25 protein-coding genes are annotated in these 24,262 nt (G+C 52.4%); 3 read left to right on the forward strand and 22 right to left on the reverse strand.

Translation table 11 applies throughout. From position 1 onward, the window contains the following. Window positions 1-1,689: 1,689 nt before the first annotated feature. Both OKC29_RS21590 and OKC29_RS21595 read right to left on the reverse strand, forming a co-directional pair. A complete protein-coding gene (locus tag OKC29_RS21590; protein ID WP_103829035.1) occupies window positions 1,690-2,358 on the reverse strand; it encodes a hypothetical protein in 669 nt (222 codons plus the stop codon). A gap of 571 nt (window positions 2,359-2,929) precedes the next feature. Beyond that, window positions 2,930-4,903 (reverse strand): hypothetical protein, encoded by a 1,974-nt coding sequence (locus OKC29_RS21595; RefSeq protein ID WP_103829036.1) that lies wholly within the window; start codon window positions 4,901-4,903, stop codon window positions 2,930-2,932. Window positions 4,904-5,784: 881 nt separating this feature from the next. Between OKC29_RS21595 and OKC29_RS21600 the strand changes: the two genes are divergently transcribed. From OKC29_RS21600 to OKC29_RS21610, 3 genes are all read left to right on the forward strand, one after another. Further along, complete coding sequence (locus OKC29_RS21600) at window positions 5,785-7,377, forward strand: phospholipase effector Tle1 domain-containing protein (RefSeq protein WP_103829037.1); 1,593 nt, start codon at window positions 5,785-5,787, stop codon at window positions 7,375-7,377. A 4-nt stretch (window positions 7,378-7,381) separates the two neighbouring features. After that, window positions 7,382-7,666: a hypothetical protein gene (locus tag OKC29_RS21605; RefSeq protein WP_134696325.1), complete on the forward strand. Its 285-nt coding sequence runs from the start codon at window positions 7,382-7,384 to the stop codon at window positions 7,664-7,666. Between the two features lie 302 nt (window positions 7,667-7,968). Next, window positions 7,969-8,340 (forward strand): hypothetical protein, encoded by a 372-nt coding sequence (locus OKC29_RS21610; RefSeq protein ID WP_103829039.1) that lies wholly within the window; start codon window positions 7,969-7,971, stop codon window positions 8,338-8,340. A gap of 677 nt (window positions 8,341-9,017) precedes the next feature. On the opposite strand, the gene OKC29_RS21615 is transcribed toward OKC29_RS21610, so the two are convergent. The 20 genes from OKC29_RS21615 to OKC29_RS21710 form a co-directional block, all read right to left on the reverse strand. Continuing rightward, on the reverse strand, window positions 9,018-9,569 hold the full coding sequence (locus OKC29_RS21615; protein ID WP_103829240.1) for a zinc-finger-containing protein: 552 nt from the start codon (window positions 9,567-9,569) through the stop codon (window positions 9,018-9,020). A gap of 113 nt (window positions 9,570-9,682) precedes the next feature. Beyond that, complete coding sequence (locus tag OKC29_RS21620; RefSeq protein ID WP_134696324.1) at window positions 9,683-10,324, reverse strand: EAL domain-containing protein; 642 nt, start codon at window positions 10,322-10,324, stop codon at window positions 9,683-9,685. A 206-nt stretch (window positions 10,325-10,530) separates the two neighbouring features. After that, on the reverse strand, window positions 10,531-11,271 hold the full coding sequence (locus OKC29_RS21625; protein ID WP_103829242.1) for a hypothetical protein: 741 nt from the start codon (window positions 11,269-11,271) through the stop codon (window positions 10,531-10,533). A 16-nt stretch (window positions 11,272-11,287) separates the two neighbouring features. Then, complete coding sequence (locus OKC29_RS21630) at window positions 11,288-11,593, reverse strand: hypothetical protein (protein ID WP_103829243.1); 306 nt, start codon at window positions 11,591-11,593, stop codon at window positions 11,288-11,290. A gap of 237 nt (window positions 11,594-11,830) precedes the next feature. Further along, a complete protein-coding gene (locus tag OKC29_RS21635; protein WP_103829257.1) occupies window positions 11,831-12,064 on the reverse strand; it encodes a hypothetical protein in 234 nt (77 codons plus the stop codon). A 53-nt stretch (window positions 12,065-12,117) separates the two neighbouring features. Continuing rightward, on the reverse strand, window positions 12,118-12,354 hold the full coding sequence (locus OKC29_RS21640) for a hypothetical protein (protein ID WP_103829244.1): 237 nt from the start codon (window positions 12,352-12,354) through the stop codon (window positions 12,118-12,120). Window positions 12,355-12,374: 20 nt separating this feature from the next. Beyond that, a complete protein-coding gene (locus OKC29_RS21645; RefSeq protein WP_103829245.1) occupies window positions 12,375-12,593 on the reverse strand; it encodes a hypothetical protein in 219 nt (72 codons plus the stop codon). Window positions 12,594-12,882: 289 nt separating this feature from the next. After that, complete coding sequence (locus OKC29_RS21650; RefSeq protein ID WP_103829246.1) at window positions 12,883-13,122, reverse strand: hypothetical protein; 240 nt, start codon at window positions 13,120-13,122, stop codon at window positions 12,883-12,885. Then, complete coding sequence (locus OKC29_RS21655; protein WP_103829247.1) at window positions 13,123-13,362, reverse strand: hypothetical protein; 240 nt, start codon at window positions 13,360-13,362, stop codon at window positions 13,123-13,125. It abuts the gene before it with no gap. Between the two features lie 338 nt (window positions 13,363-13,700). Continuing rightward, window positions 13,701-13,916, reverse strand: a complete 216-nt coding sequence (locus OKC29_RS21660; protein WP_103829248.1) for a hypothetical protein — start codon at window positions 13,914-13,916, stop codon at window positions 13,701-13,703. A gap of 114 nt (window positions 13,917-14,030) precedes the next feature. Beyond that, on the reverse strand, window positions 14,031-14,600 hold the full coding sequence (locus OKC29_RS21665) for a restriction endonuclease (protein ID WP_103829249.1): 570 nt from the start codon (window positions 14,598-14,600) through the stop codon (window positions 14,031-14,033). Window positions 14,601-14,711: 111 nt separating this feature from the next. After that, complete coding sequence (locus OKC29_RS21670) at window positions 14,712-14,957, reverse strand: hypothetical protein (protein WP_134696323.1); 246 nt, start codon at window positions 14,955-14,957, stop codon at window positions 14,712-14,714. 11 nt (window positions 14,958-14,968) lie between these two features. Next, window positions 14,969-15,640 carry a DUF4400 domain-containing protein gene (locus tag OKC29_RS21675; RefSeq protein WP_103829251.1) on the reverse strand — a complete coding sequence of 224 codons (672 nt, stop codon included), beginning with the start codon at window positions 15,638-15,640 and terminating at the stop codon, window positions 14,969-14,971. Next, window positions 15,640-17,784, reverse strand: coding sequence for a type IV conjugative transfer system coupling protein TraD (traD, locus tag OKC29_RS21680; protein ID WP_128343932.1), 2,145 nt, complete (start codon window positions 17,782-17,784; stop codon window positions 15,640-15,642). The genes OKC29_RS21675 and traD overlap by 1 nt, the downstream gene beginning before the upstream one ends. A gap of 105 nt (window positions 17,785-17,889) precedes the next feature. Then, window positions 17,890-18,444 carry a PFL_4695 family integrating conjugative element protein gene (locus tag OKC29_RS21685; RefSeq protein WP_158656467.1) on the reverse strand — a complete coding sequence of 185 codons (555 nt, stop codon included), beginning with the start codon at window positions 18,442-18,444 and terminating at the stop codon, window positions 17,890-17,892. Beyond that, complete coding sequence (locus tag OKC29_RS21690; RefSeq protein WP_167576798.1) at window positions 18,441-18,881, reverse strand: transglycosylase SLT domain-containing protein; 441 nt, start codon at window positions 18,879-18,881, stop codon at window positions 18,441-18,443. Before OKC29_RS21690 ends, OKC29_RS21685 begins: the two co-directional genes overlap by 4 nt. A gap of 164 nt (window positions 18,882-19,045) precedes the next feature. Then, window positions 19,046-19,915 carry a hypothetical protein gene (locus OKC29_RS21695; RefSeq protein WP_134696321.1) on the reverse strand — a complete coding sequence of 290 codons (870 nt, stop codon included), beginning with the start codon at window positions 19,913-19,915 and terminating at the stop codon, window positions 19,046-19,048. A 268-nt stretch (window positions 19,916-20,183) separates the two neighbouring features. After that, the gene (locus OKC29_RS21700; protein WP_134696320.1) at window positions 20,184-21,554 is read right to left on the reverse strand and encodes a hypothetical protein; all 1,371 of its coding nucleotides are present in this window, start codon (window positions 21,552-21,554) and stop codon (window positions 20,184-20,186) included. Continuing rightward, window positions 21,551-22,114, reverse strand: coding sequence for a PFGI-1 class ICE element type IV pilus protein PilL2 (gene pilL2 / locus OKC29_RS21705; protein WP_134696319.1), 564 nt, complete (start codon window positions 22,112-22,114; stop codon window positions 21,551-21,553). Before pilL2 ends, OKC29_RS21700 begins: the two co-directional genes overlap by 4 nt. Window positions 22,115-23,418: 1,304 nt before the next feature. Further along, window positions 23,419-24,261, reverse strand: a complete 843-nt coding sequence (locus OKC29_RS21710; protein ID WP_103829290.1) for a PFL_4669 family integrating conjugative element protein — start codon at window positions 24,259-24,261, stop codon at window positions 23,419-23,421. Between the last annotated feature and the right edge of the window lies 1 nt (window position 24,262).

The following is a 24,262-nucleotide window of genomic DNA, read 5'->3' on the forward strand; positions in this document are numbered from 1 at the left end:
AAGACGGGAAGTTTCGGCCCTTACGGATGCCCGGAAAACCTTAGCGTACGATTTTTTCCGAATTCTGCGGGCTCCCCCACACTGGCCAAAGAGTCCGCAGCGGCACGAGCCGTCAGCCCCCTCCACGCAGGCCAGCGCGAACGCTACCAGAGGCCAGGATCTCGAGATCGGCATGCACACCGAGTAAATCACGCCGCCACCAGGTCCAGCACACCTGCCGGCACCACCAGACGCTGTGCCGGGTCCCCTGAACACCGATCCGACCGGCTGCCTAGGGCCACCTGCTGTACAGACCCGCCGGCCGCCGCACCGGAACCTGCCCAGCCGTTGACCACCATGGGTGCCGAGCCAGCGACGCCCCGGGGCCACCGGCAGCCCCCCACCGAATGTAACTCCGATTCGGGAGACAGACCCCCACCACGGGAGCACCGGTAATCGAGCCACGCCTTGTCGGCGAAAACGGTCTTGGTGTGGTGCGTGGCCTGCTTTGCTTCGTGATAGCGCCCCTCAGATCGACCCCATCTCGTAGCTAGCCGGAGGGGTGGAGAGTGTCGCGGATCTCGATGTTGGCCCACTCAGTGACTCGGACGCAGGTCGAGTGAGTTAGCCAGAGCTGCATTGCATCACGGTCGAATTAACGACCGGTGATCGAGGCGACACGAATCACATGCTTGAGTTGTCCAGGACGAAGGGCGGCAGCACGACGGGCGTCGGGTCTTGGGGAGTAGTACATGGGACTCTCTCTATTTAATGCCGGTTCACAGCAGTGAACTGAGTGAGCAGGAAAAGGGTCTCCTGGTGATCATACCAGCAGGCCACAGGCGGGGTTCACGGATAGTTAGGCGAGTGTGTCAGGGCTGGGCACATCAGGAAGGTACACACACGGCGGTGTCGTGACGGCATGCTCTTTCGTGTAATGAGGTCGAGGCTCGGGCGCTAAGTAGATATGAAGCCCACCTTCGGGCTTCCACATTGGAGAACAGAGCATGAACAAGACTCGTATCAAACAAGGCGCCCGCTGGGCATTCACTGTCGCCCAGCAGGCGATCACCTAGGCCGCCGTCAGGCTGCTTGGCATGGCCATCCTGTCAGTGGTCGTCAAGACCTGGCCAGTGGTCGCTGTGGCGACTGGGGGGCTATGTTGAGCCCACGAATAGAAGCGGGGCCACAGGCCCCGCCGATTAGCACGGACTTTTAGAGTGAGACTTTGCTTTCATCTCACAAGGGCAGTCCAGGAGTCCGCCGAGCACCACACAAAATCACCGGCTCTAGCACAGGACCGTCAGATCCAATCCTCCACGGGGCCGACTGCGGCCCCCACTGCCAACTACAAGCCCGCCTGCGCTGGCCGCCTTGGGCAATGAATTTTCACGGATTCTCAATCTGGATAGTCTGCAAGTAGCCAAATGCCGATAGCCATGCAGCCGAACGTGGACCCTGTGATTGAATACCGAGCCTGCTGGCCACCGAGTAGTCCAGATCACAACTAAAGGAGGGGGAGGGGGTCGCAGTCGAGTAACTCGAAGTGAAAAGGCAGGATCCGGCTCATCTATCGATGGTGCTTCACTGACGTGGTTAATGCGGTAGATGCTACTCATGCAGTTCATTATCTCTACGACGTCTTCGAAATCACAACATACATCAACAAAAAGCCCCGCTAGGCGGGGCTATTTGCATCTTGCGCCTGGTCTATGCGCAGATCTTAACTGGGCGCGGCAACGGCTTACAGGCGATGATCGCGAGCTGCCATTCGTGGTGCTGGGGGCTACCCCATATCTTATCTGACAATGAAGCCAACTCAGCATCAGAACGGATCTGGTGCAGTTCGCCGGTCATCAGTTGATAGTGGTACACGTACAGCCGACGATAAAGCGCCTCGGACATTCTGGCCTTCCAGAAGTGCATACCTTCCCCAGTCTGCATGTTATCACTCAGGATCACATCATAACGGGCCAGTATATAGCCGAAGAATACCGCAGACGGCAGATCTCGAAGTACAGCCTTGTGGTGCTGATTGAACGAACGCCAAACCCGTTGCTGGGTGGCCGGGCGACATTTCAGATCTTCATAGTGAACGATGATCACCTGGTTGTAATAGGCGACCTCAGCCGTATGGTCATTGACCAAGGCGATCTCGAATTTGTCGCCACCGAGTCGAGTAGTCACACAGACGAGGCGGTAGCCGGGCGGTAGAGCGATTCCCAACTCCGGCGCAATCTCCTGGATGTGCTCATGCCCCACCAGAGCTTGATACATCGCCCCGTTGGTTGCGGTCACTTCCAGGTCACGGAATGTTTCTGTGACCTTGTTTGCATCGATAATGAGTTGCGGCATAGCGTCTCGTAGTTGATTGCTCATATTTGATTCATGCCTACTCTAACACTCTGGGGCGGGTGACTTCCATAATAATAGACAAAGCCCCGCAACGCGGGGCAGGACAACCAAAACGAACTGTGTCAGGCAAATCACCGACTGATTTTATCCCGAGGCCTCATGCATTTGAGCCAAAGGCAATAGCAAGCGACTAGGGAACCCAGGCAGTAGAGAATGAACGGCAGCACCATCCGATATGAGAAGGGGCTAGGAACCATGCTCGTCGGCGGAATTGACATTATCTTGAAGCTCTTGAATTTCGTAGATTTTCCGTCTGCATCAGTCAGATTATAAGTCCCTTCCCAATCAATAGAGAGGTCACCTGCAAGAGTTCTATCATTCGGAAGCACGACTTCCACATTGTGGCGAACAAAGCCAACCGATTGCCATTTCATCCCTAAGTGGATGACCCCTATCGCCATCCATAGCCAACACCCACCGGCCAACAAAATCACTGGCACATACCGAACTTGACTCAATTGCATCTCTCCTAGAACACTAGAAATGTAACGTGGTAGCGATTGACTAGCAAACCACTGAAAATGTTTTTTTGGCTCTAAAGCTTCATTACCTTTTTCCTACGGCTTCCCGCCGCCGCCCGGTTCCAGTCATCCCGCTTATTGCTCTCAATTGATTCCCTTCCTGCTTCCCACGTTCCGCTGAAAAAATTGGCATCATCTGTTCTACCAACAGCGATTAAGGGGGTTACCAATCGTGAGAAATACACCCTCTTGTGAATCTGAGCCGCAACTTCAAGCGGCGATCGAGAAGAAGAGAGCATTTTTTTCAATCTGGCGATAGTGTCTGCGTTATCCCTATACCAGAAAGTGACACGAAGATGAGCCGGTTTAAGCGGTATAGAGCGGAGAATCGTTTCAAATTCTGACTGTTTGCTTTTGCGTGGGTCATGGCTCGCGATTTGACGCAGCAGTGCGGCATCGGCATCACGCGCCACCGATTCAAACACCTTAGCTAGGCTGGTCAATTTGCGATCATCGCCCCCCTTGAGCAGGAGGCGAGCGCCGGCCGGTGACTTCTTGGCAGCCTTACGCAATCCTGACATTATCCGCTCAACAGCATCCAGGTTGGCTGATAGCCACTCTTTAGGCTTGGTTCTGGCGGATGGACTCGTACTTGATGCCGTAAAACTGAGCCCTTGCAGTTCCTCCGCCACCTCAGTGCTATACGCCTTACCGCGACCCCGCTTTCTGGGCACATCGATTACTGGAAGTGTAAGGTCCGAATTTGCTACAGACCGAGCATCCCCGATTGAATGCGATTTAAAGTGAATTTCCGTTGAAAGTGTGAGTCGTTCATCACTTTCCTTTGACTTCACATTTCGATATTTAATATCGACATCGATCAGTCCCGCACTCAGAAGTTCGTTAAGGGCCAATGAGAGTTGCCGGCGATCATTGTGGTTGTGCCGACCAGTCTCGCGTGGATGGATTTCACGCAGGAGCTCAAGAACCGTCATGGGCCGCAGATTCAGAAACACCCTGCGCCCCATTAGCTTGCCTGGCCTAGCTGCGATCCATAGAGCTAGCAGGCGAGCCATCTGAGAGTTCAACTGAATGACTGCACTTCGATTTATTGGGACGAGCTTTTTAGTGCTCAGATACAAGGTTCGCAGCTCTGGGGTCGGAGATATTTCGATGGTCCCATCAGGTTCCAACCTCAGAGTACCAACGATATTCGCAATCATGACCGATCTCTTTCGGCTAGTCTCATCCGCATCATCGAGCGTTGGGTAAAATAGAAGAGCAACGCTCTTTAGCCTTGCAAGCGAATCGACGATTTTTTTGTCCAACAGGTAATCTGACGGCCGCATATCCTCAGGAATCGGTGAGAAAAATCGCTCTATGGTCATACGAATTGGCTTGATGATGGCTTGCTCAAACCTCTCCTTTGACAGGCGCCCTAACCAATGAGTGATGCAGATATAAGAGACCAAATCCATTTGAGTGTTGAGGGTTGGCCCCCTCAGTGACATATAAGCGTGACCACTGCTAAGCGGAGTGGTCAGGTGGTAAATTCTATGCTCATCCAGTGCTGGTGGCGTCTTCCCGCTCGCAAGCACGCGGAACATCCCCGTTTTCAGGGTCATATCCAGGTGCAAATCAATGTTCTCAGGGGGAGGGCTGCGATCTGGGTACAAGGAGCGGGTTTGAACCCTATCGTACTCAACCAAGTAGTCCGTATCTTGTTCTATCACCACGGGAGCTCTTGTGTTAGCCACAGCAGTAGGTTCTGGGTGATCCTTTTCTTCAGCTCCCCCTACATTGTGTTCATTGGCTTCATCCACCAGCAACGTCATTTTTTCCATTGCCGGCCAAATGATCTCTAGGGCTCGCTCTACTGACAGCTCCGGTGCCGTCGACACAAAATTCAGCAGCATTGACACAGCCGACTTGTTAATTTTCGGTAAAAGTGGGGGCGCCATCACTTTGATGACGTCAGCACGAAATCCCTGTTTGGTTAAATACGCCTCTAAAATCGCATTCGCGCAGCTAATTTTATCAACGATCATGCGTCACCCCCCAACCTGTGCATATGCTGAATATAACCTGTTCAAAAGCTGTTTATAACCTGTTATCACCTGACAAAATAGTCTCGATAGAGACTCCGCGGCATAGTAGATAAGAGACCACGGCATAGTAGATAGCATATCACGGCATATAACATAGAGCATCACGGCATAGCATATAGAGCATCACGGCATAGTACATAGAGGAACGCGGCATATAACATAGCAGTGCACGGCATATTACATAAAACAGAAAAAAGCCATATACATCACTAAGTTACAACCACCCCATCTTTAAAGATCTTTAACAGATCAAAGATATTAAAAGATCAGTAGATCAAGAGATCAAAAAAAAGAGATCAATGATCTATAATAAGTTGCAGTCGATCTCTTCTCGTTAGGATCCATTTTCGGATTCACAATCCGTTCGCAGCCCCTGAGCAAGCCTGATTTGAGCCCTAGACAGCTCTCAGATGGAAAGTAGACCCCGTGGCAATACGTTGGTATACCCCGGTGATGAGCGCCCTATAAACCGCAATTCCAGCGATTTTATGACTGGGTGAATAACCGCTTAAAAACCGTCCCATCCTATCGGATCCAGACCATAGATCTACTGGATCCAACGTGGATCCATTTTTTAACAGGACCTCGTTTACCTCACACCATCAATAACCTACAGCTAATCGTTCAGTTCAAGCTTTTCGCTGTAGATCCAAGACACGTTGACCCCATACTCTGAACTAGATCCTTAGCAGGGTATGCAAGGATCGATGATCTGAAGATAAAGCGACACAAACAGACGTCCTGAGTTTAAAACACGGTCTCATTCAGCATCTTCAAGATCCGATTGGGGTAACATATGCCTTTCGATTCGGAGGTATTTGATGAGGACCTTAGCAAGGAAAGGCGATCCCACCAGCACTGGCGGTGCGATCCAAGACGGGGACAGCAGCTGGCTCAGCGAAGGCTCCCCAACCACCTATATCGGGATGATAGCGACCTGCCCAGCTTGCAAAGTCGGACAGGGCCCTATCGTCGCCGTGGGCCCCCGCTCCATCATCGGCCCGGGCGGGCCGGTAGCACTGCAGGGCGATTATGTCGCTTGCGGCTGCCCGCCTATGAGCAACACCATACTCCCCGCCCAGGGGACGACAGTCGGCGACAACAAAGGGCCTCGAGCGAAAGCAGCCAGCGCCCCAGCAGAACCACCAGCGCCAGCACCGGCCAGTTCGCCGGCGACCCCTCTTGTCCCGTTGGTTGACCCCGAGGAACACCGGATCGGCATCTTCTTCGATGGCACCCAGAACAACAGGCACAACAGCGAGCTCAGGGAGCAATGTGAAGAGGCAAGCGAGGCGGCCTGCAAATCCATAGAGAAGCTGATAGGCACTGAATCCTCATACGACGGCGGCCCAACCAACATTGCCCGGCTGCATCAAGCCTATACCGGCCCAGCAATCTACATCGAGGGGATCGGCACTGCTGCCGGCAAGGCTGACACAAAGATCGACATGGCTTTCGGTACCGGTGCAACTGGCGTCATAGCCAGGTCAAAGGAAGGCCTGGCCAAGATCAGCACCATGATCGCCAGCCTACCCGCCGGCCCGGTAGCTGTGGATGTCTTCGGCTTTAGCCGGGGCGCTGCAGCTGCGCGACATTTCGTGAACATCCTTCTGGAATCGAACCTGGGGCGCCAGGTGCACGTCGCATTCGTTGGCCTCTTCGATACCGTAGCAGCCATAGGCCTGGACGCCAGCAATGACGAGAATGCGCCAGTTCGCCTCTACATTGCTCCCGGGGCCGCGGAGAAGGTTGTCCAGCTCGCCGCCAAGGACGAGTACCGGCTCAATTTTGCGCTTAACTCCGTACAGCCAGACCACACGGAACTCCCGCTATTCGGTACTCATAGCGACGTTGGCGGCGGGTATCTAGACCAAGTTGAGAAGACGCCAATCATGCGCCCCTATGATGCCATCCTGAAATTTGGTGATGACGCAGCCTATAAGAGATTCCAGGCTGCAGCCAACGCCAGGCTCCAGGAGGAAGCTATCCCTCTATACAAGGGATATGCGAAAGACAGCAGCCAAATAAAGCCGACCATCAGCTCTTTCTCCGTCGTATCCAAGAGCGACGCGCCAATGGTGGGCTATGTGGCCAACGCGATCATGACGCGCACGGTCAAACCTGAACTGCAGCTGCTCGCCGGCCACCTTATGCAGACTATCGCGCAGGAAAGCGGAGCGCCGCTCACCCCCCTGTCTGAGCCGGTTCCCGGGGCGCTGGCCTTCTTGTTCGACAAGTACCTGGGCCTGTGGCATGGAAGCGGTGACCTCAAACTGTCCAAGGAGCAAAACGAGATGCTGATGACGGAGTATGTTCACTGCTCCGATAACTGGACGCCGCTCGGCCCCCTCTACGTGAACGCCCCCGCCCCTAGTAGGGTTCGTCGCGTCTACCAGCAAACACCAGGGAAGTGACCTTATGAAGCGAATAGTCAGTGTCCTAGCCCTCCCCCTCGCACTTGCAGCTTGTGGCGATACCCAGGAGAAGAAACAGCCCCGTAAGCCGCCAGAGGAGCGGGTGATCAGTGAGCCAGCTCATGGATTTGGCGTCCTTTTTGGCAAGCCAAACCCCGATTACACACCGCCAGGGAGGCTAGTTGATAGCCCGGACTTTAAAGTGACTCTCCCAGAGGACCGCTGGGAAGAGGTCACTATCAGCAAAAAAGAGGGCAAGCCAAGCGCGGCGGCAGGTGTAGATAAGTGAGAGCTCGCTGGGCTGTCACTCTCCTGGCGACAGTAGGGGTCTTGGCCATAGCCACCCTGTTTTACACTAGGTCAGATCTACCGAAGGCGGAAAGGCCAGGTATCACCTCCTCCAGTCATGGAGTGGGTGTCCTGTTAGGTTCGCCACAGTACCAGGTGAAAGGTGAGCTGGTGGAGGGGGGCTTTCTGGATAAGCAGCTGGACGAGAAGGGCAGTACGGAATTGGACGAATACCAGTGACACTAGGCCGGCCAGCTGCAATGATGAACCAATCAATCAATCAATCAACACGGAGGGCAAGTGATGTCCTTTACTGCGATCACCCTTGAGGCCGCCCTGGCCATTGAGCCGGCCAAGCTATCTGGCGTCATAGACGGGGTACCGGTCAACCCGGCCAAGCCACCAGCCAGAGACATCAAGCACGACGAGCGTGAGCCCGAAGAAATGATTCTGTGGTGGCGCCAACCGTACCTGCAATGGAATAGCAATGGGCACTGGGATGTTAGATGCCTCGATGGCGGCGCATGGGATCGCCCCACGTTCATAGGTAACCATGAAGAGCTGGCCGGTGCCATAGAGCTGGCCAAGAAGCCTACCCGCGCCTATGCCATAGGGGAGCGGCAGGCCCTGGAGAGCGGCGAAGCCCTAATGAGATCGCTGGGGCTTGATGAATGAGCCAAGGGCGCCACATAGGCGCCCTTGTTCTGAGATGAAAACAAGCAGTAAGCTTAACTTTGGTAGGGCACTATAAGCTCAGAGCCCTGACAATCGCCCGTTTCGCATCTGTCCTAGTAAGGGCCTTAATAGTATGTGTGGCCCTGCTCAGTCTTGGGGCTAGAGTGACGTGACAAAATGGAATGACGCCGGCTAGATCACTGGTCACCACATGGGATCCCGGAGTCCAGTAAAACTCGTCGCCCCTACACACCCAACAATGCCTCCCATCAAGCTCGCCGGTGTACTCTAAATCGGATTGCCTCATAGTTACTCCAAACTCGCCTTTGGTTCCTGGTGGTTACCACTCCAGGATCAGAATATGGCCATGGATTCTCCATATGGCCGTGCTTGACGCCTGAGTTACCAATTAGCTCTGATTTTCATCATCCAACCCTTCAGCGGTATACCCAACCATGGAGTTTTGGTACCGAACCGCAGCTGTATGGATACGGATTGAAGAGAATAGCCCCGCCGCAGCAACGACTGCAGACAGCCATGGGTCAGACCCCGTGTTAGCTAGACCAAGTACCAGAAGCATGATGCCAATGCCGATCATGTGGCTGGCAGTTACAATGCCATGGGTTCGCAGTCTAGCAATCATTCTGTTCATTTGTGGCGTTCATTCCTCGTCGCAATCAAGCGTTGAAGTGGTTCAGAAGCTGAAGGCGATCCATTAATCTCTGGGCATTTTTATCCTTGCTCCGAGAGGAATCATCCCGTGTTCGGTCGTTCTTATCAAAAAGCGCTCTCAAGCTAGCTATGCCTCTCAGGGAGGCTTCATATCGAGACCGGCTCATGATTTCCCTTACTTCTCGAATAACAACCTTACACTCGTGCTCATCCAGCCAGCCTATGCCCCGGCGAGTATATGGCAGGCTCAGAAGGTGCTGCATCCATGCATAGGCTTCGTGCTTATTCATTCTGCCGGAATCGATCAGGGTGTTGATGCTGGTATGTGCCTCGCGCCTCGCCAATCGGGTTTCCCTGTTGGCAACAGAACCGATCGCGATGTCAGTTCCTTCTCGGCAGCTAACGTAGCTATCGCAGGCATCACGGTTGCAACGGTAGATCATCGCTTTAGCCGGCGCGGCAGGATACACCACCTGTTTTCTGACGAGCTCCAGAGGAGCGCCACAATAGCGGCAGTCCTTTGGATGAAAATGACTATTTGCTGTGTTGCGAGCCATATGCACAATCCTGATGAGAGGGTTGTAGCCATTGTCTCGTGGTACTCAGGAATGCAAGTTTGAGTTGCAGCCATGCCGGCTGTGAAAACCCTGCTAGGCCCGGGTAAGGGGTTCTACACCCGGGTGTGTAGTTGGGAGTGCAAAACGATCTCGGGTTTAGCCCAAAAATAACCTTGCTGCAGATTGAAGCCGAGCATTTGAGATGAGACAGCTTGGTTGTAGGTTTCGATGCGTTCAGCGATGATGGGGATCCCCTTCCTCATACAAGTATCAATCCCTTCCAGCATGCAGGAGGTGTAGCCGTTCGTCTGGCCACACTCAAACTTCACTATGTCCCATTCAAAATCATGCAGCCGTGTAAGCGTGGAGTATTTCGTGCCGAAATCATCCATGACAAGTTCGACACCCATCGATCTTAGGCTATCCCATCGTTTTTGGAGCGTAGAGGGGGTGACCTGCTCGGTGACTTCAACCAAGATGTTGTGCTTGCGGGCCAGCTTGAGGATCAGAGTGCGCCATTGATGGAATCGGCGCTCAACTGCCAAGGTATGCTCACTCACATTGACCAGTAGGTTCAATTCCCCCTTAAGGAGCTGGTCCGCGAGATCGAGAACGGCCTTATCAATGTCGAACCAGGAGTGGTAATCGGAGGTTGGAGGGGAGAACCTTGATAGGCCACTATTTCTCGCAAGCAACTCATAGGCATGAATCACCTGTTTCTCTGTGTCGAACACTGGCTGCCTAGCAATGAGCATTAACTTTGGTCCCCTCAAAAATTACCGCGAGAGAGTCTACCCCTCTGACGCCGAGTAAATCCTATGGTGAAATCGTGAGCTATTTCTGATGTGAGTTATCCACAGAATTGCTGGATAAGTAGCCTGTGAACGTGTGGACAGTTCGCTGCAGCCATTGCTAGGACTGTGTTATTGGCAGCCCTTGGCTGCAGCGCATTTGATTTGGGCTATCTAGCACCAGGGAAGCCGATCAGAGGCCAGGTCATGACATCAGCAAGCAGATCTTCGTATTCAGACAGTGCCGCCCGGCCGAGAGCTATCTGCAGCTTGATTAGGTTGGTAGCCAAAGCCGTGAAACCGACCGCCTCGGTACAACTGCTTTCGCCATTACGCGCCGCGGATAAAATGTCAAAGGAGTGATTAAACTCGGGCTGCCGGGCAGCGGCATGGATGGCATCGTAGATCAAAGCAAGCCGCGATATGGACTCAAAGGCCAGTTCCGGGAATGTATCCGGAGCTGAGCCCATCGTGTGGCCAAAAAATGGTGCAATGACGGATCCTGCCTGGCAGGACAAGTCACTCGAGATTTTCTCGATGCTTTCCAGCATTGAATTCAGAAATTCCTGAGAATACCCGGCCCCCTGATCACCCAATTGCAGCAACACGTCGTTCTTAATTTGCTCCTCAATGGACATCAGGATCAGTTGATACGAGGCATGCACTGCTCGTACACAAGCCGTCAATGGCTGGTGAGGAATGAGCTCCTTATGCCAGGTGGCCAGGGGATGGGACTTCAGTTCCGCATTGTCTGCGTCGGAGTAGGAGTAAGTTACGAGCGAACGGCCATCGAGGTATATGATGTTGTGCACCATGACTATAAAGCCGTTCTTCGTGAGCCACAGTGAACCGGCTCTGACCCTCGAGTCACCCTGGTCTGCGGTGTTGGGTCGTGTGTCTATTGCGGTCATTTTATTCCTCTCAACATTAGTGAATTGTAAGGCTGCGATGGTGCAGTTCGCTGGCATCGATCAAGTATCGGTACCGGTATAGCTCGCTGGCTTGTTGGTTCAACGGCACCAATACCCACTCCACGTCGGAATGACAGATGATGGAGAAGCAGTGATCGTTGATGATGAAAATATCACCGGGGAAGTGCCGGCATTTAGATAGGAAATCATCACGCTGAGCCAACGTCAGTGGCTTGCACTCTGCGTAGTTGAGGATTTTTTCCCGTTCGCAAACCTGCACCGGCAGGTCTATGGTGGTGGCGATTGCTTTACTGAAGTCCATAGGGTCCCCCCATTTTTATTGATAAGTTGGTGACAGGATAAATTGCTTTTTTGCAATGCAAGGGGGGCCCATCCTGGGCGGCAAGTACCTGAACAGCTTCAAAACGAGAGGGCGAGTGCACCGGAACTATGTGGCCGGTGCCTGGGAGTTTGTGATTGATTGGAGGGAAGGGGGGGTAATCAAATTCATCCTGCCGGTGGTTCTAGATCTAGGCAGGCAGGGGATGCAATCCTCGGGCTATAGGGACTTCAGTAACAGTGCGCGGAGAAAGTCCTGCTGTGAAATTGAGCAAGCTTTGAACCCGCGAAACACACCATTATCGACCAGGATTTCGTCATACCGGCCAATGGTATCTCGATAAACAAGACGTCGCTTTCCAATACCGCCGACCAACTCATCAACCGTGCGCACAACCTGTTCGGCTGAATTCGTGATTGTGGCGCAGAGGTCTAGATCCAGAAGGAGCAGCATGGTCTCGTCCTGGTACACGATTTCAAAAACGGGTGTTGGCAATTGTCTGCTCCCTATACCTCTGTTGAGCCAACCCAGGTATCACCAAGGTAAGCATCCGCACCCCGGAGGCGCTCCAGAGGGATATCTAGAGCACACAGGCTTTCATGTGTCCAACCTTCTGCTGGAGGGGAGTATTCAAAGATGACTACTGCCTTGTCGAACAAGTCTACGATCTGCAGATGACAGTGAATCAATGAGGTGGTCAGAATCACGCTTTCACCAGGTAAAATATCAGTGATGAACTTCATGGGTAATCTATTCTCCTTGATTAACCCTGTTTTTCTACAAGAACGGCGTGAATGGTGTTGTGCGGCATTGCCGTTTTGATCACCCCGGCACTTTCCATTTCATTCACCAATTCGTCGCAGATAAGATGCTGTTCGTTTTTGTGATAGGGTTTTTGGGGGGCGGACAGATACCACCCAGCCCTCCGGTTTGCAAGTTTCCATCCGGCACGCAGAAGCTCAATGATGTCACGCACTTCCATATCTGTTCTCCAGTTCACTTGACTATGTTGATCGCTGTCAAAAGGTTATTCACCCGAACCATGTCTTCATCGCTATGAGTAGGCCCGCTGTGGTACAAGCGACCGCACTCTTGGCACTCGAAGAGAAACCCGCCAGCCAGCGGTTCGCTGGTGAAAGACACATCAGAATGGCACTCGCAACTCAGATGTAGACCATCCGTGTCGACAATGGTTTGAACTGATTCATAATGGTCGGCACTCGGTGCAAGGCCGTGTTTTGCCGTTTCAGCAGTCATGATATTCCCCCTCTTTAAATCAGCCCCAGGCGCTCGAGCTCTGCACGGAGGTCAGGGGCGAGGCTGTCAGGTTTAAAGCTCCTCCATCCCCCGCCAGATACTTCGTGAACTTGCCGCTGAGTTCCTGTTTTTGTGATCCAGATTTGTCCATGTTCCTTAGCAGCATTCATTGCTGCTTCACGGGTCCGGTGGCTTTTAACATCACGGTCTTTGCCTGCTCGGAGGCTGTAAAACGGAGCGTTTTTGGTGGCCATTCAGATGCCACCTTCTTCGATTGCCGGGCGCTTAGTCGGATCTAGCCACGCCAGAGCTTCCTTCTCGCATGCTTCGCGAGACGCGCTGAACCCGGCCTGCTCCATGACCCGGCCATACTCTGCTGCCAGGTATTCATAGGCGTCGGCTAGGTCACTCAGGAGCTGGGCTGCGTCGACATTTCCGGAATGGTACAGACCCTTTGCTTGCATTCTGACTTTGGGAATTCCTTTGATGCTCATGATGTTCTCTCTTTGGTCGAAATCGTTAATATTCAATGAGTTGAATGTACCATAATGCCGAGTGACGCAACTTCAGGAGCGCTCCCGGCTTGGTTAATCTAGGAATGGCAGGTCGCACTCACGAATGCTGATCTGCTGTCGTGATTATGCCGAGGGGAGTAGGGGGAGCCAATAATGGGTGGCTATCCTAGATGTCTCGGTGGCGAGGTATCCTACGATGGGGCAGAGTGCTTTGTTGGGACATGCCCGAGCTCACAGCGCCAGCCTATCTATCAATACCGAGCGGCGTTTCGGCTTCGGCAAATATCCCGGGCCAGCTCATTGATTTCTACGTTGTGTCACAAGCTCACCAAGACCCCAACCACAGCTATTAGCCACGGGATAGACCAAAGAGAAATGAAACCAACTAAATCATCATGTTGCCAAACATAATCCAAGCCACAGGCAAGGCGAACTATGGCAGCTGTCATACAGATAAAAATGGTGATGACCCACCCAGGAATCACATCTGCATGCGCTTTCGCGATGTCTTTTATCGTTGGTCCATGTCTCATGCTTTCCGGCTCCTTCTTGGTTGACTTCGATGGGATGAATCTACCATAGAGCTGGGCAGCACAACCTTGCTGGTGGACCCTCCCTGGGTCTCTCGGTTGGTGGGTCACCGGCGGTTATGTTAGGAACTCGACGAGTTGTGGGCCGCTGATGATAGTGACAGGGGACCCTTTGATCGCGTGCCAAGCAGATTTCGGAGTACGTCCAGTATGAATGAATAGGCCTTTACATTCCTGCTGCCGGCATTGCTCGGTAAATGCTCTCACATGGTCTGTGCTGATGAATTTCTTGTAGCGTTTTGCCTGGATGAGTACCAATTTACCGCCTATGACAGCCTTTCCATCAATTCCACCATCCCGGGAGTAGCTTTTGTTTCGAATGATCGTCAATCCCTGCAGTTCCAATGCGCTGAGAATGAGCTCCTCAAATGTGTATGGGTCGATCTTGCGGAGGTAGGCTATCTGGGCCTGCCATGTCGGTATTCCCCGAATTTTTGCCAGCACCGAACCCGATTGTTCTATCCGAGCCTCATGCCTTCCTTTTCTCCCCCTTGACCTGCGGACCGGGTTAAAAAAGGCGAGCATTGCGAGCAACACAAATAGAACCAGAATCGGCCAGGTCTGCAGGTGAAGAAGAAGAGATGAAAGCGGCTCAGTGAATGAGGTTAGAGAAGGAAGAACAATCATGGAAACGCCCTTGGTGGGTGGGTGGTGAATGGCTGGAGAGGCCCCCCCTGACAAGCACCGAATGTGAGAAGAAGGCGGGGCCTTTGGCCCCGCTGTTAGTTTCGGATCGCGCTATTCGCCGGCGTCTAGGACTTGGTAGGTACCGATGGCGGCCAACTCTTGCTCTAATTGCAGAAGGGCATCCGAGTTGTCCCCTGCATGTTGATGATCAAGGCATGTGGAAATGCGATCCCAGACAAACAACAGCTCTTTCATGCTGAGAGATGATTCGTGGCTGTCAGCAAGCAACTCCAATGCTTGCGATGTCTCCAGACTGCTTACCCTGGATAGGATCGCAACGACGTGGGGTCTGGTCATGGGCTCCTCCATTACAGATGCTTTTTGAAGAACCTTACTGCCAACCAGAGGGATACAGAGGACAGCACTGCACTGGGCACCAAAATCCAGTTGGGGTGGATTGTGAATGGAATGGCCAAGTACAGCCCCCACCCACACCACATGCACGGTAAAATCATGCGCTTGGCGTAGTGGTGTCTTAACCCAGACTCCCGAGCCCCTCCGTACTTGCGTAGATCCCGGAGCATCAACCCATCAAAGAAGGCCACAAACATGAATAGCCCATACAGTGGCAACGTAAACAGCAAGATCACCGCTCGGATTAGGCAGACGATAGTGATGTAGATGGCCGCGAGCAGGTACTGTTCGAAAACCGCCATCGAAGCAGACCAAGAGGTGATCCATCGATACCTCGCGGGGTCTAAAACGTCGGGCCCCATAGGGGAACCCGTTACGGCCTGTGTGATGTAATGGATAGCCTCAGTCGGTGTCCAACCAAACAGCGCTGCATTAACGAAGTCTTCATTCAGATAACCAGCCTCTTCGATCACCATTTTGAGGGCGTGCTGGGCTCCTTGCTCAGGCCAGAACCATATCATGCCGCACCATTCAATCATGACGCCGGTGACGGTGGCCCCAACCACCATACCGATGGAGACGATGACAAACGAGATGATGTCGATCCGTTCATTCGGTGTGGCCATCAGGCAACCCTCGCAGCCAGTTCATCGGGGAGGCCAGCTGCAGTCTGACCAAAGGGGTTATTGGCCGCGGTTGGCCTGTCTATGCTCTTCCAGGATCTCAAGTTGTTATACCAGCTATCCGAGGTCTGGTAGTTCGATTCCATCAGTGCGCAGATCTCTTCCACGTCTTTCGGGATTGGTATGTTGTCTTTCCTGTCATCCATTAGCGGGAAACGCAGCTTGTAGAGCTTGGCGCCATCGAGCAGTGCGAAGGCCTGACCCTTGGGCAGGCGAATAATATCGGAGGGTTGTAGTAGTGGGACCTGGCGTGTGCCGATGGTATCCGAGTTGTTCGACTCGAAGTGAATGGTACTAGTCACGTCGGAGTTATCACGTGCAGAACTCAGTGCGCCCAACTCGCTAATAGTGACCTCTGGCAACTGGTTGGTAAGAAGCTCAGCTGTTTCTATGGTTTTGACGCGCAGCATGATGATCGCATTGAAGTTTGACAACATTTGCTGGGCTTTGGCTGCGTCTCCAAGCTTGGCCTCTAGGTCGAAAACTGACTGGGTGTAGGCTGTGAACCTCACCCCAGAGCCACCGGACTTGTTGAGGATCGGGATGGCGAAATCTGTCGCCAGCTCATTGAACTCATCGCAGTGGAGGTAAACCTTCGGTAAAACGCCATTTCTTGCGTCCACCAACCCTTTTTCCATCCCGTATTTATACAGATAGCCACAGGTAGAGAGCAGGTCAGACAGCATAGAACCGCCAATGGCCTCTGCTACTGTCTTATCTGTCATGGCGTCCAGACCGATATAGACCACTGCCTTTTGCCGCATGATGGTCATCCAGTCGATAATGGGTCGGGAGTCTTTGGCGTCGTATGTTGGGGCCACCAGCTCCACCAGCCGGCCGGATGTGACTTTCTCCACGAACGGCAGCAAGGATGCAGTCAGTTTGTCAAAGTAGGTCTTGTCGTACTGAATTGCGGATAGCAAGGCCAGCAGCACAGGATCAAAGATGCGCTTCCCCTTGATGTAGGCTTCCAGGGCCGCGGTTCGCTTGGTCCGGCTTTGCATGTGCCGGGGAGGAGCCTTCATGTTCAATTCGATAGTGCTCACGTCCTCTCGCCAGCGAGCAATCCGGTGCTTCTCGAAATAATACTCGCTGTAGTCGTTGAATAGCGGTTCCATGTCAGCAATGTCACCTTGGATCTGCACGTAACTAGGCCGACTACCCATTGCAACCCTAGCTTGTGCAACGATGTTCACGAATCGCCAAGAGAACTCCGCAAAAGCAGCACTGTTTCCCTCACTGGCGAGTTGGCTGGTGGCCCGGGTGGCCACTTCCGAAATCCTGGCGAATGAGCCCACGGCGTTATAGCGGCAGCTGATGTCGGGGAATCCTAAGTGGAAGATGTAGAACGGGCGATTGTGCCTCTTGGCTTCCGTATAGAGGCGCTTGAGGATGCCGGCGTCAGATTTGGGGTCCATGAAGACCGTGCAGCCGTCGCCGCGGGCAATATCGGACGCAACGTAAATCTCGGCGGCTCGGGTCTTCCCCACGCGCGTTGTGCCAATCACGATTTTGTGAGCAACTCGTTCTCCCAGGTCTTCGTAGACATCCCTTTCATGAGGTTCAACAGCATGCATGATCGGCGATCCCCCAACGGGGGGGAGGGGGCGGACAGGGTTCCATGGGCTGTCCTTGCGAAGCGCTTTGGCGATGGACTCAGCCAGCATCCCTTTCCCCTCCAAGGTAATTTCCGCCCGGCGGGCCAGCTTACTTAGATTGCTGGGCTCCAGGTACTTCATCGCCTTGATGGATTGCGCCTCAATCATCCGCTGTGTGTGAATGGGCTTCCACTCAAAACCTCGGCCGATCCAGTTGAGACGTTGCGAACATGGAACGTCCTGGGGCTTCATCTCGTAGTAACTGAGGCGCGTAAGGTTGCGATGGTACTTGCTGACGGTCCATCCGTCGTGAAACCTGCTGAGGGCCCCGGCCGCCAATATACTGCCACAGGCATAGCTGACTGATGGAGTCATCATGAGAGTGTGAGGCGCCCACATGCACAGCGCTGCTCCCCCTGACATGATCGCAGAGCTGTAGAGCTCAACAGGCGGGCGTAGCAAGGACTCAATTTCAAATTTTGCAGTCATGGATACATTCCATATATGGGATATAAGGGGGGGGGAGAATCTCGCCGGGGAGCAAGGGGCACCGGCGTGGCTGCGGCAGATGGGAGGATGGCCATCTCGGACTAGCTACTGAAAAAAACCAGATTTGGTGATCATGATCGGGTAGCCCGGGGCGCCTAGCTGATCGGCGAGGGCATCAGCATTCATTGGCCAGAGTTGCATGGGAGCCACCAGCTTTTGCATGTACTCCCACTCGGTTTGGTTCCTTACCTTCGTCAACACCCCGGACGAACCATACTGCTCCAACACCTTTCGATTTGCCTGGAACCATCGAATGCTGTACTCGTCGGTGCCGATGACGAACAGAGGCTGGGGGAGGTCCGGCAGCTCCTTGAGCATCTGGGTACCAGGAAGAACTACCGGCTTGATGAGCTTTGGTTCAATAGGAAAGATCCTTGGCAGTGCTGCAGATGAGGGCTTGAAATTCTCCATAGCAGTTTTGAGGTTGGTCTTGATCTGATCCAGTGAATCCGGTTTCTTCAGGTCGGAGTAAAACTGGTCATCAACCCAGTTCTTGATAGGGAAGGCCTTCTCATTCTGGTAGATGACAATCCCTGGCGATGGCACATCTGCATGCGCACAGCCAGCGATCGCCGACAGCATGATCCCCAAAACGGTCATTGCATGGTTTGTTTTACATATTGCCATTGTTTATACACCGACTTGCGATAGGCTGCGGCTTTCGCTACATCCGTTGGGTTGTGATACTGGCCGGCTGCTTGCCACCAGTTTCGGGATTTCTGGTAATGCTCGGATAGGTAGTCAGCTGCCGCATTGAGGTTCGTCCATGGGTCAGTAGCCGCCCAGAGGTCTCCACCAAACCTCCCGGAGTGCCAACGCCAATTCACCTGGGCAATACCGATGTCTACGGATCGGTGTCCCTGGTCAATTAGCCGCTTGCAAAACTGATACAGTGCAACGCGAGTTTTGAACCTATACCCTTTCCCTTTGAAGTTGGCCGTCCATGGCCACGGCACGATTCGCCCCTTGTTTGTCGGCAATTTACTTTCGGCCAACGAGATTGAATACAGAAGATCTGCCGGCACACGCTTAATCATGGCTACTTCATAGTAGGCTGGTGGAATAGGTGCTACTTGGGGCTTTGCACCCTTAACCTGCTTAGTTGCATGGCGGCCTCGAGCATCGGTTGAGGCGCTTCCTTGTGAGGGGCTGGCAAAGGTGAGTATGGCCAGAATGACTGCAGCACTGATCGTCCCTATCCTCATGGCTTCAACTCAACCGTGTTGTTTAGTTGGACCCGGTATGCAACCGGCAACCCAGGGGTAGGTTTAAGGCGAGCATAGTATCCACTGTCATAGTTCACGGTCGCTTTGCCATCAGCAAGCATCTGAGTTGAGATCCCGACACTTCGAGAGAAAGACAACAGGTTTTCATCGGCGTTGGCATTGATGACGAACAGATCAAGGCGATTGAGTTTGCTTGAGCTGGTGGCGAGATTCTTGATGAACCTGGTGCACCTGACATCGCAGTTTGCAGCGTCAGCATAGGCAACGGTTCGCGTGTCCTTGATCGGTACCGCTACACTGTTGCTGCTGAAGCCTGCGGCCTTAGAGCTGTCAACGCCAGATTCAGCGCTGCGCTTGGCCCAAGCTCTTCTCTCCGAATCTGACATCCAAACCGGGTGGTTCGGGATCAGCGTCTTGATGTATTGATTAACGGCCTCGTCAAACTGAACTTCCCTTGCCAATCGGGCACGTTCCATTTCGACCGAAAGTTTGGCATATCGGGATCGATCAAAATCTGTCTTGGCGTTTATACCCATGACCATGAGTGGTGTGAGCTCTGGTTTATTCGAGTAGTAGGCGGCATTCGGTCCGGTGGACATCAACTCCTTGTACTCCATCCATTCTGATTGTTTCATCCCCCATGCCTTGGACTGTCGAAGATCCTCTTTCGTCCACTGCAGATACGACGGTACTTCGTTAACGGTCGGTAAAGTTTCACGTTGTGTTGCTGATTGGCCTATGGTGGTGAGATTGGTATTTACTCCTGACCGCAGTTCTACAGCTTGTGCTGATATGCCGAGCGTGCCAGCGACAATGGCGGAAATAATTGCACGTTGAAATTTCATCGTAAGTACCTCAGTGGTAGAAGGCAGCGCGAGCCGTCCCGGCCGTAAATGAAGATTGAACCGCCAGAGTAGTAGGGCCTTGATGAGTCAATGTAAAGTGAACGGAGGCCGGTAATGTCTTGTTGTGAGCACGCGGGGACGGTAGCCACTTTCTTCGGCTCACTCTCTTTCTCTCCGAAGCTTTTGGCTAGCGAATTGGAAAGGTTCTGGATGGTGCTACACCCACTCAGTAACAAGACTGCCGCAGAAAGTAAAATCCATCTAGGCATCAGTAGCCTCCGCTGGCCACAACAGTGAGAACCTTGTCCCCCTGGATGAATACAGCCTGTCTTGATTGACGGTCGGCACTCTCCAATCGCCACATTCCAATTTCATCGCCAACTTGAAGTCTCTTAACGTCGTCGCCATTGATCATGGTGACAAGCAGGATGCCCCCCCAATCATCAACATCGAAGAGTGTATGGCCATCGACGACTTTGGCCAACTGAGGTTTCCTGACTGGTAGAGTCTTCGTTGTGGAATAGTGTGACTCTGCAGTGCGTGTTGTTTGAGAGATGGCTTGGTGGCCGGTATTCTTTAGCTTATTGATAGCTGCCTGAGATGCCTCTTGACTAACCCTCAATGCATCAACAGACTCCTGAATGTTGTCGACTAGTTGGCGAGTTTGCCTAGCCCAAGTTAAACCAAGGTCTGTGTCCGTCGACAGTTTTTCGGTAGATGACTTTAGCGAGCTCAGCTCTGAGTTTAGAGCTGACAAATCTGCTGCCTGTTGCTGAACATGCCGCGAAACTTCACCTACAGCAGCATCAATTTCAGAGGTCCTATTCACGGAGTTAGATTCGATTTTATCCATCCTAGCTACCATCTCAGTACGTAGGTCATCGAAAATCTGTTGAATGTTTTGATTCTTCGGGAGCGATAGAAATGTGTAGCTGGCTAAACCAAAGCTGAAAACACCAAGAGCAAAACTGACATACGCCGCCGCAATGGTTCTTCCCCCTACAGGGTCAGTATCATACCGCTCATATCTGTCTCCTTGGTCATGATCCAGAGTCGACTCGCTCACAGGTTCATGTTCGGTGCTTGGATGAAGTGCCGGCTGCCTTGCTTTTTTCAATCGACGGAATATGCCGCTCGTTGATTTTTGTCTATCGCCAGACTCTGCATGAATTGATTCCAACGGAGGTTCGACAGGTACATCCCCATCATTTAGCTCTACGTCATTATTCGCGTGTGATGCATCCGGGGTTATCTCTGGAAGAAATTCGTCACCGTCGGTGACACTATCACTCCGCTGAAGTTGCATATCTTGAGGCTGTTCGGTAACTGAGCTTTGTTCTTCAGTGAATGTTTGCTCCGTTTTTTCTACCACTCCCCCTACAATCCAACCCGCACTTAAGTCTTCTCCCATGAGTTCTCTTGCAACATCCATCGGGTCGATTTCTGGGACTGCATCGATAGCTTTTGCCGTTTCTGCGCCTGCGTAATTTGGGGATGTGGCATCCCCACTCACCTGGTTTTTGCCAACTAATGAGTCATCATCCTGAATGACACCCTGGGCAGTTGAAACACCAAATGAAGAAAGAAGGCTGTCTGTTTCACTGCTCTTTCGCTTGAGGAAATCGCTATCCGTTTTCATTGCTTTACACCGTTAATTTCAATAGATGTAGGGTCTTCATCATGGAGTAATGGGACAAATGTGACGACGCGATGCACAGGGTCTACAAGCAGCAAGAATGCATCACCAGCAAGTGTCTTGAGAGCGGATTGGACAGTGACGTATGAAAATTTTCTTTGCACGCTTGGCAAGGGGAGGGTGAGCATCACTTTCGTGCTTTCTGGCAGATTAGACATCTCGGCAAGCGTGTACCCGGTCTGCTGAATTGTGTAGTTGATCGCTTGCCCTACTGTCTCTACGGTGGGTGGAAATGAAAAGCTCACAACGGTAAGAAGCGGATTAGATTGGCGTACTTCCGGAGTGGTGTCGATTGTGGTGTAACGCGAAATTGCATACCGGTCTTCTGGTGTAGCTGCGGTGACACCCTGCGCAATCATCATCCAGATTGTCGCTACTGTCAGCGCACTTTTTACTGTCTGCATCTCAATGCGTCCATGGTTGATTTTAGTCGCTAATTTTACCATGACGTGATACCGGAAAATGGGTGCAGTTTTGGCAGTGATTTTTTCAGCGATATGCATTGAGCGATATGCTGAAGCCTAACAGCATTAACTTCGATATCTAGCAGAGTGGGCAATGGCGAAGGATGGGTTCTACGGAGAGGAAATTGTTAATGCAGGAAGGCGTGTGATACGACCGTATAGCAGATAAAGTTAAGGCGCCATCAGGCGCCCTAATATGATTCGTGTTTTTCTTGAAATTAAAAGGCCGGTTTCTTTTCCTGGCTATTTGATTTGATGTTGGGGAGGAATTTTCATTCCGGCCTCTGGCAGCCCCTGGGCCTTTCGTCGGGCCAGATTTACTCTGACTAACTGGCCGATCGTTTTTGCCGACGATCTGCGCGGCGTTGTTGAAGTCATGTTCACCATGACGGTTCCAATGCTATCGGATCACTCCGGGCTGATCAAGGGAACTAATCGACAGCCAAAGAGCAAGGGGAATGGCGAAGGGAAGGGGGCAGGCTGCGCTGCCCTTAACCATTAAAGGGGGTGTGGGGGAAAATAGAGGGCCCTTCACCATTGCGCTGGCGTAGGCCTGCATAACCCCAAGGCGGATTGGGTTTTGATAGCCGTCGGCACTTGAATGCGGACCAAGCAAAGCATGCCGCGTTGTCATATCATATTGTTTTTTAACGTTTTGACTGTTTATTGCCCTTAGGGGAGATCTACCTTTCCAGCAGCCCAGCGGGCAGTAATATGTCAAAAATTGGCTCCGTATGGGTGTGTGCGTGTTGCTTAGCTCAATCCGTGTAGACCCAATGGGCTCCGCTAGGTTGATCCAACACGTGCCTGAGGAGGAGTGCCGCCCCGTTCTTCATGGGCACTTCGGTGCAATTGGTCGCTTGTATTGTGGGAATTCTCCCCAACGGCTGGGATGGTGAGTGCAATGAATGTGATCTGAGTCACGTTTTGTTTTAGGTGCATGCCACCACAAGTGGCGTGGGCGGCGTGCCGTTACTGTGCCGCCTATAAAAAACGACCCGCAATAATCGCGGGTCTTTCCTATCTTCTCGTTCGCTTGGCGAACAGGCCGAGTTGAGAGTTTATATAGTCGAGCTGAGTTTGGGTTTTTATGGCCAGAGAGCTCTCTGTTTCATCTAGCTGGAGACCAAAACCACTGTAATTCGATATCCTTCTGTTACTACCATCGACAATCTTCCATCTGAGGTAAATCCTATTGTAACTCCGATGTGGGATTATTATTAATGGAAGAGCATCGCGAATCTTCAAATTAAGCTCATGGACAATATTTGAAATCTCGGCCTCTATATAGTCATCGCTCATCTGTTTCAGAGAGTTTAGACAGAGGCCATCCATCTCTTTCATCATGCCTCTTCGGCTGTCGTTTCCTTAACGATTTCAGGTTCGATGTAAGCGTCCGCTGGGTTGCTCTTTCTTTCCGCTACGTTATGAATTTCAGGTGCGAATTCATGCCGAGTTTCACCGCGCATGTGGCCAATCGATGGCAAGATCCCAATCGACTCATAACGCTCTGCAGCGATGCGAGCTTTCTCGTTATTGGCTAACACGTCATCTCGAGTGACAGGAGTATGTCGATAAGACGCTGCGCGTGAAATGAGTGCTCGGCAGCCCCGCATAACATCGCGAATGTAAGTGGTTCTTGCACTCGGGCTAAGCAGAGCTACATGGCTTGCAAGCATGACAAGGCGAATGAAGGAGTCAATTTCCAGGACTGTATACAGGAACTGATAGTAGAGCTGGCTACCACTACGAACCTGATAGACGATGGGTTTCACGGAGAAAGATTCAGAGGATGTGAAATTCTCTGGAACCCGGTCTTCCATGTAGCTAATCAGTGCCTGCTTTTTGGTTTTCAACTCTTCTCTGAACTCTGTAATTGCTGTCCAGATTGAATCAAACCAGAAGTCTGCATAGGGGTTGTCGAGTCGGATATCCCCTTCCAGGATCATCATGGATTGCGCCAACATGGTCAGATTGTGTGGGGTGAATTTTTTCTTCTGACCATTGTCATCAGTACCGTCCTGATCCGATTCACGCTTGACGCCGGAAAACAGTGCGGCTCCTTCATAGGTATGGATCTCAATTTTGATGTGTGACCTGAGTCTGCCCAGTTCGGTTACTCGATTGCTCGGTGTGCTCGAGGTCTCTTCATTGCTGAGGGCTCCAAGAATCAGTTTGCTGCTCATT

Source organism: Aeromonas sp. QDB34 (assembly GCF_027705405.1).
Lineage (GTDB): Bacteria > Pseudomonadota > Gammaproteobacteria > Enterobacterales > Aeromonadaceae > Aeromonas > Aeromonas hydrophila.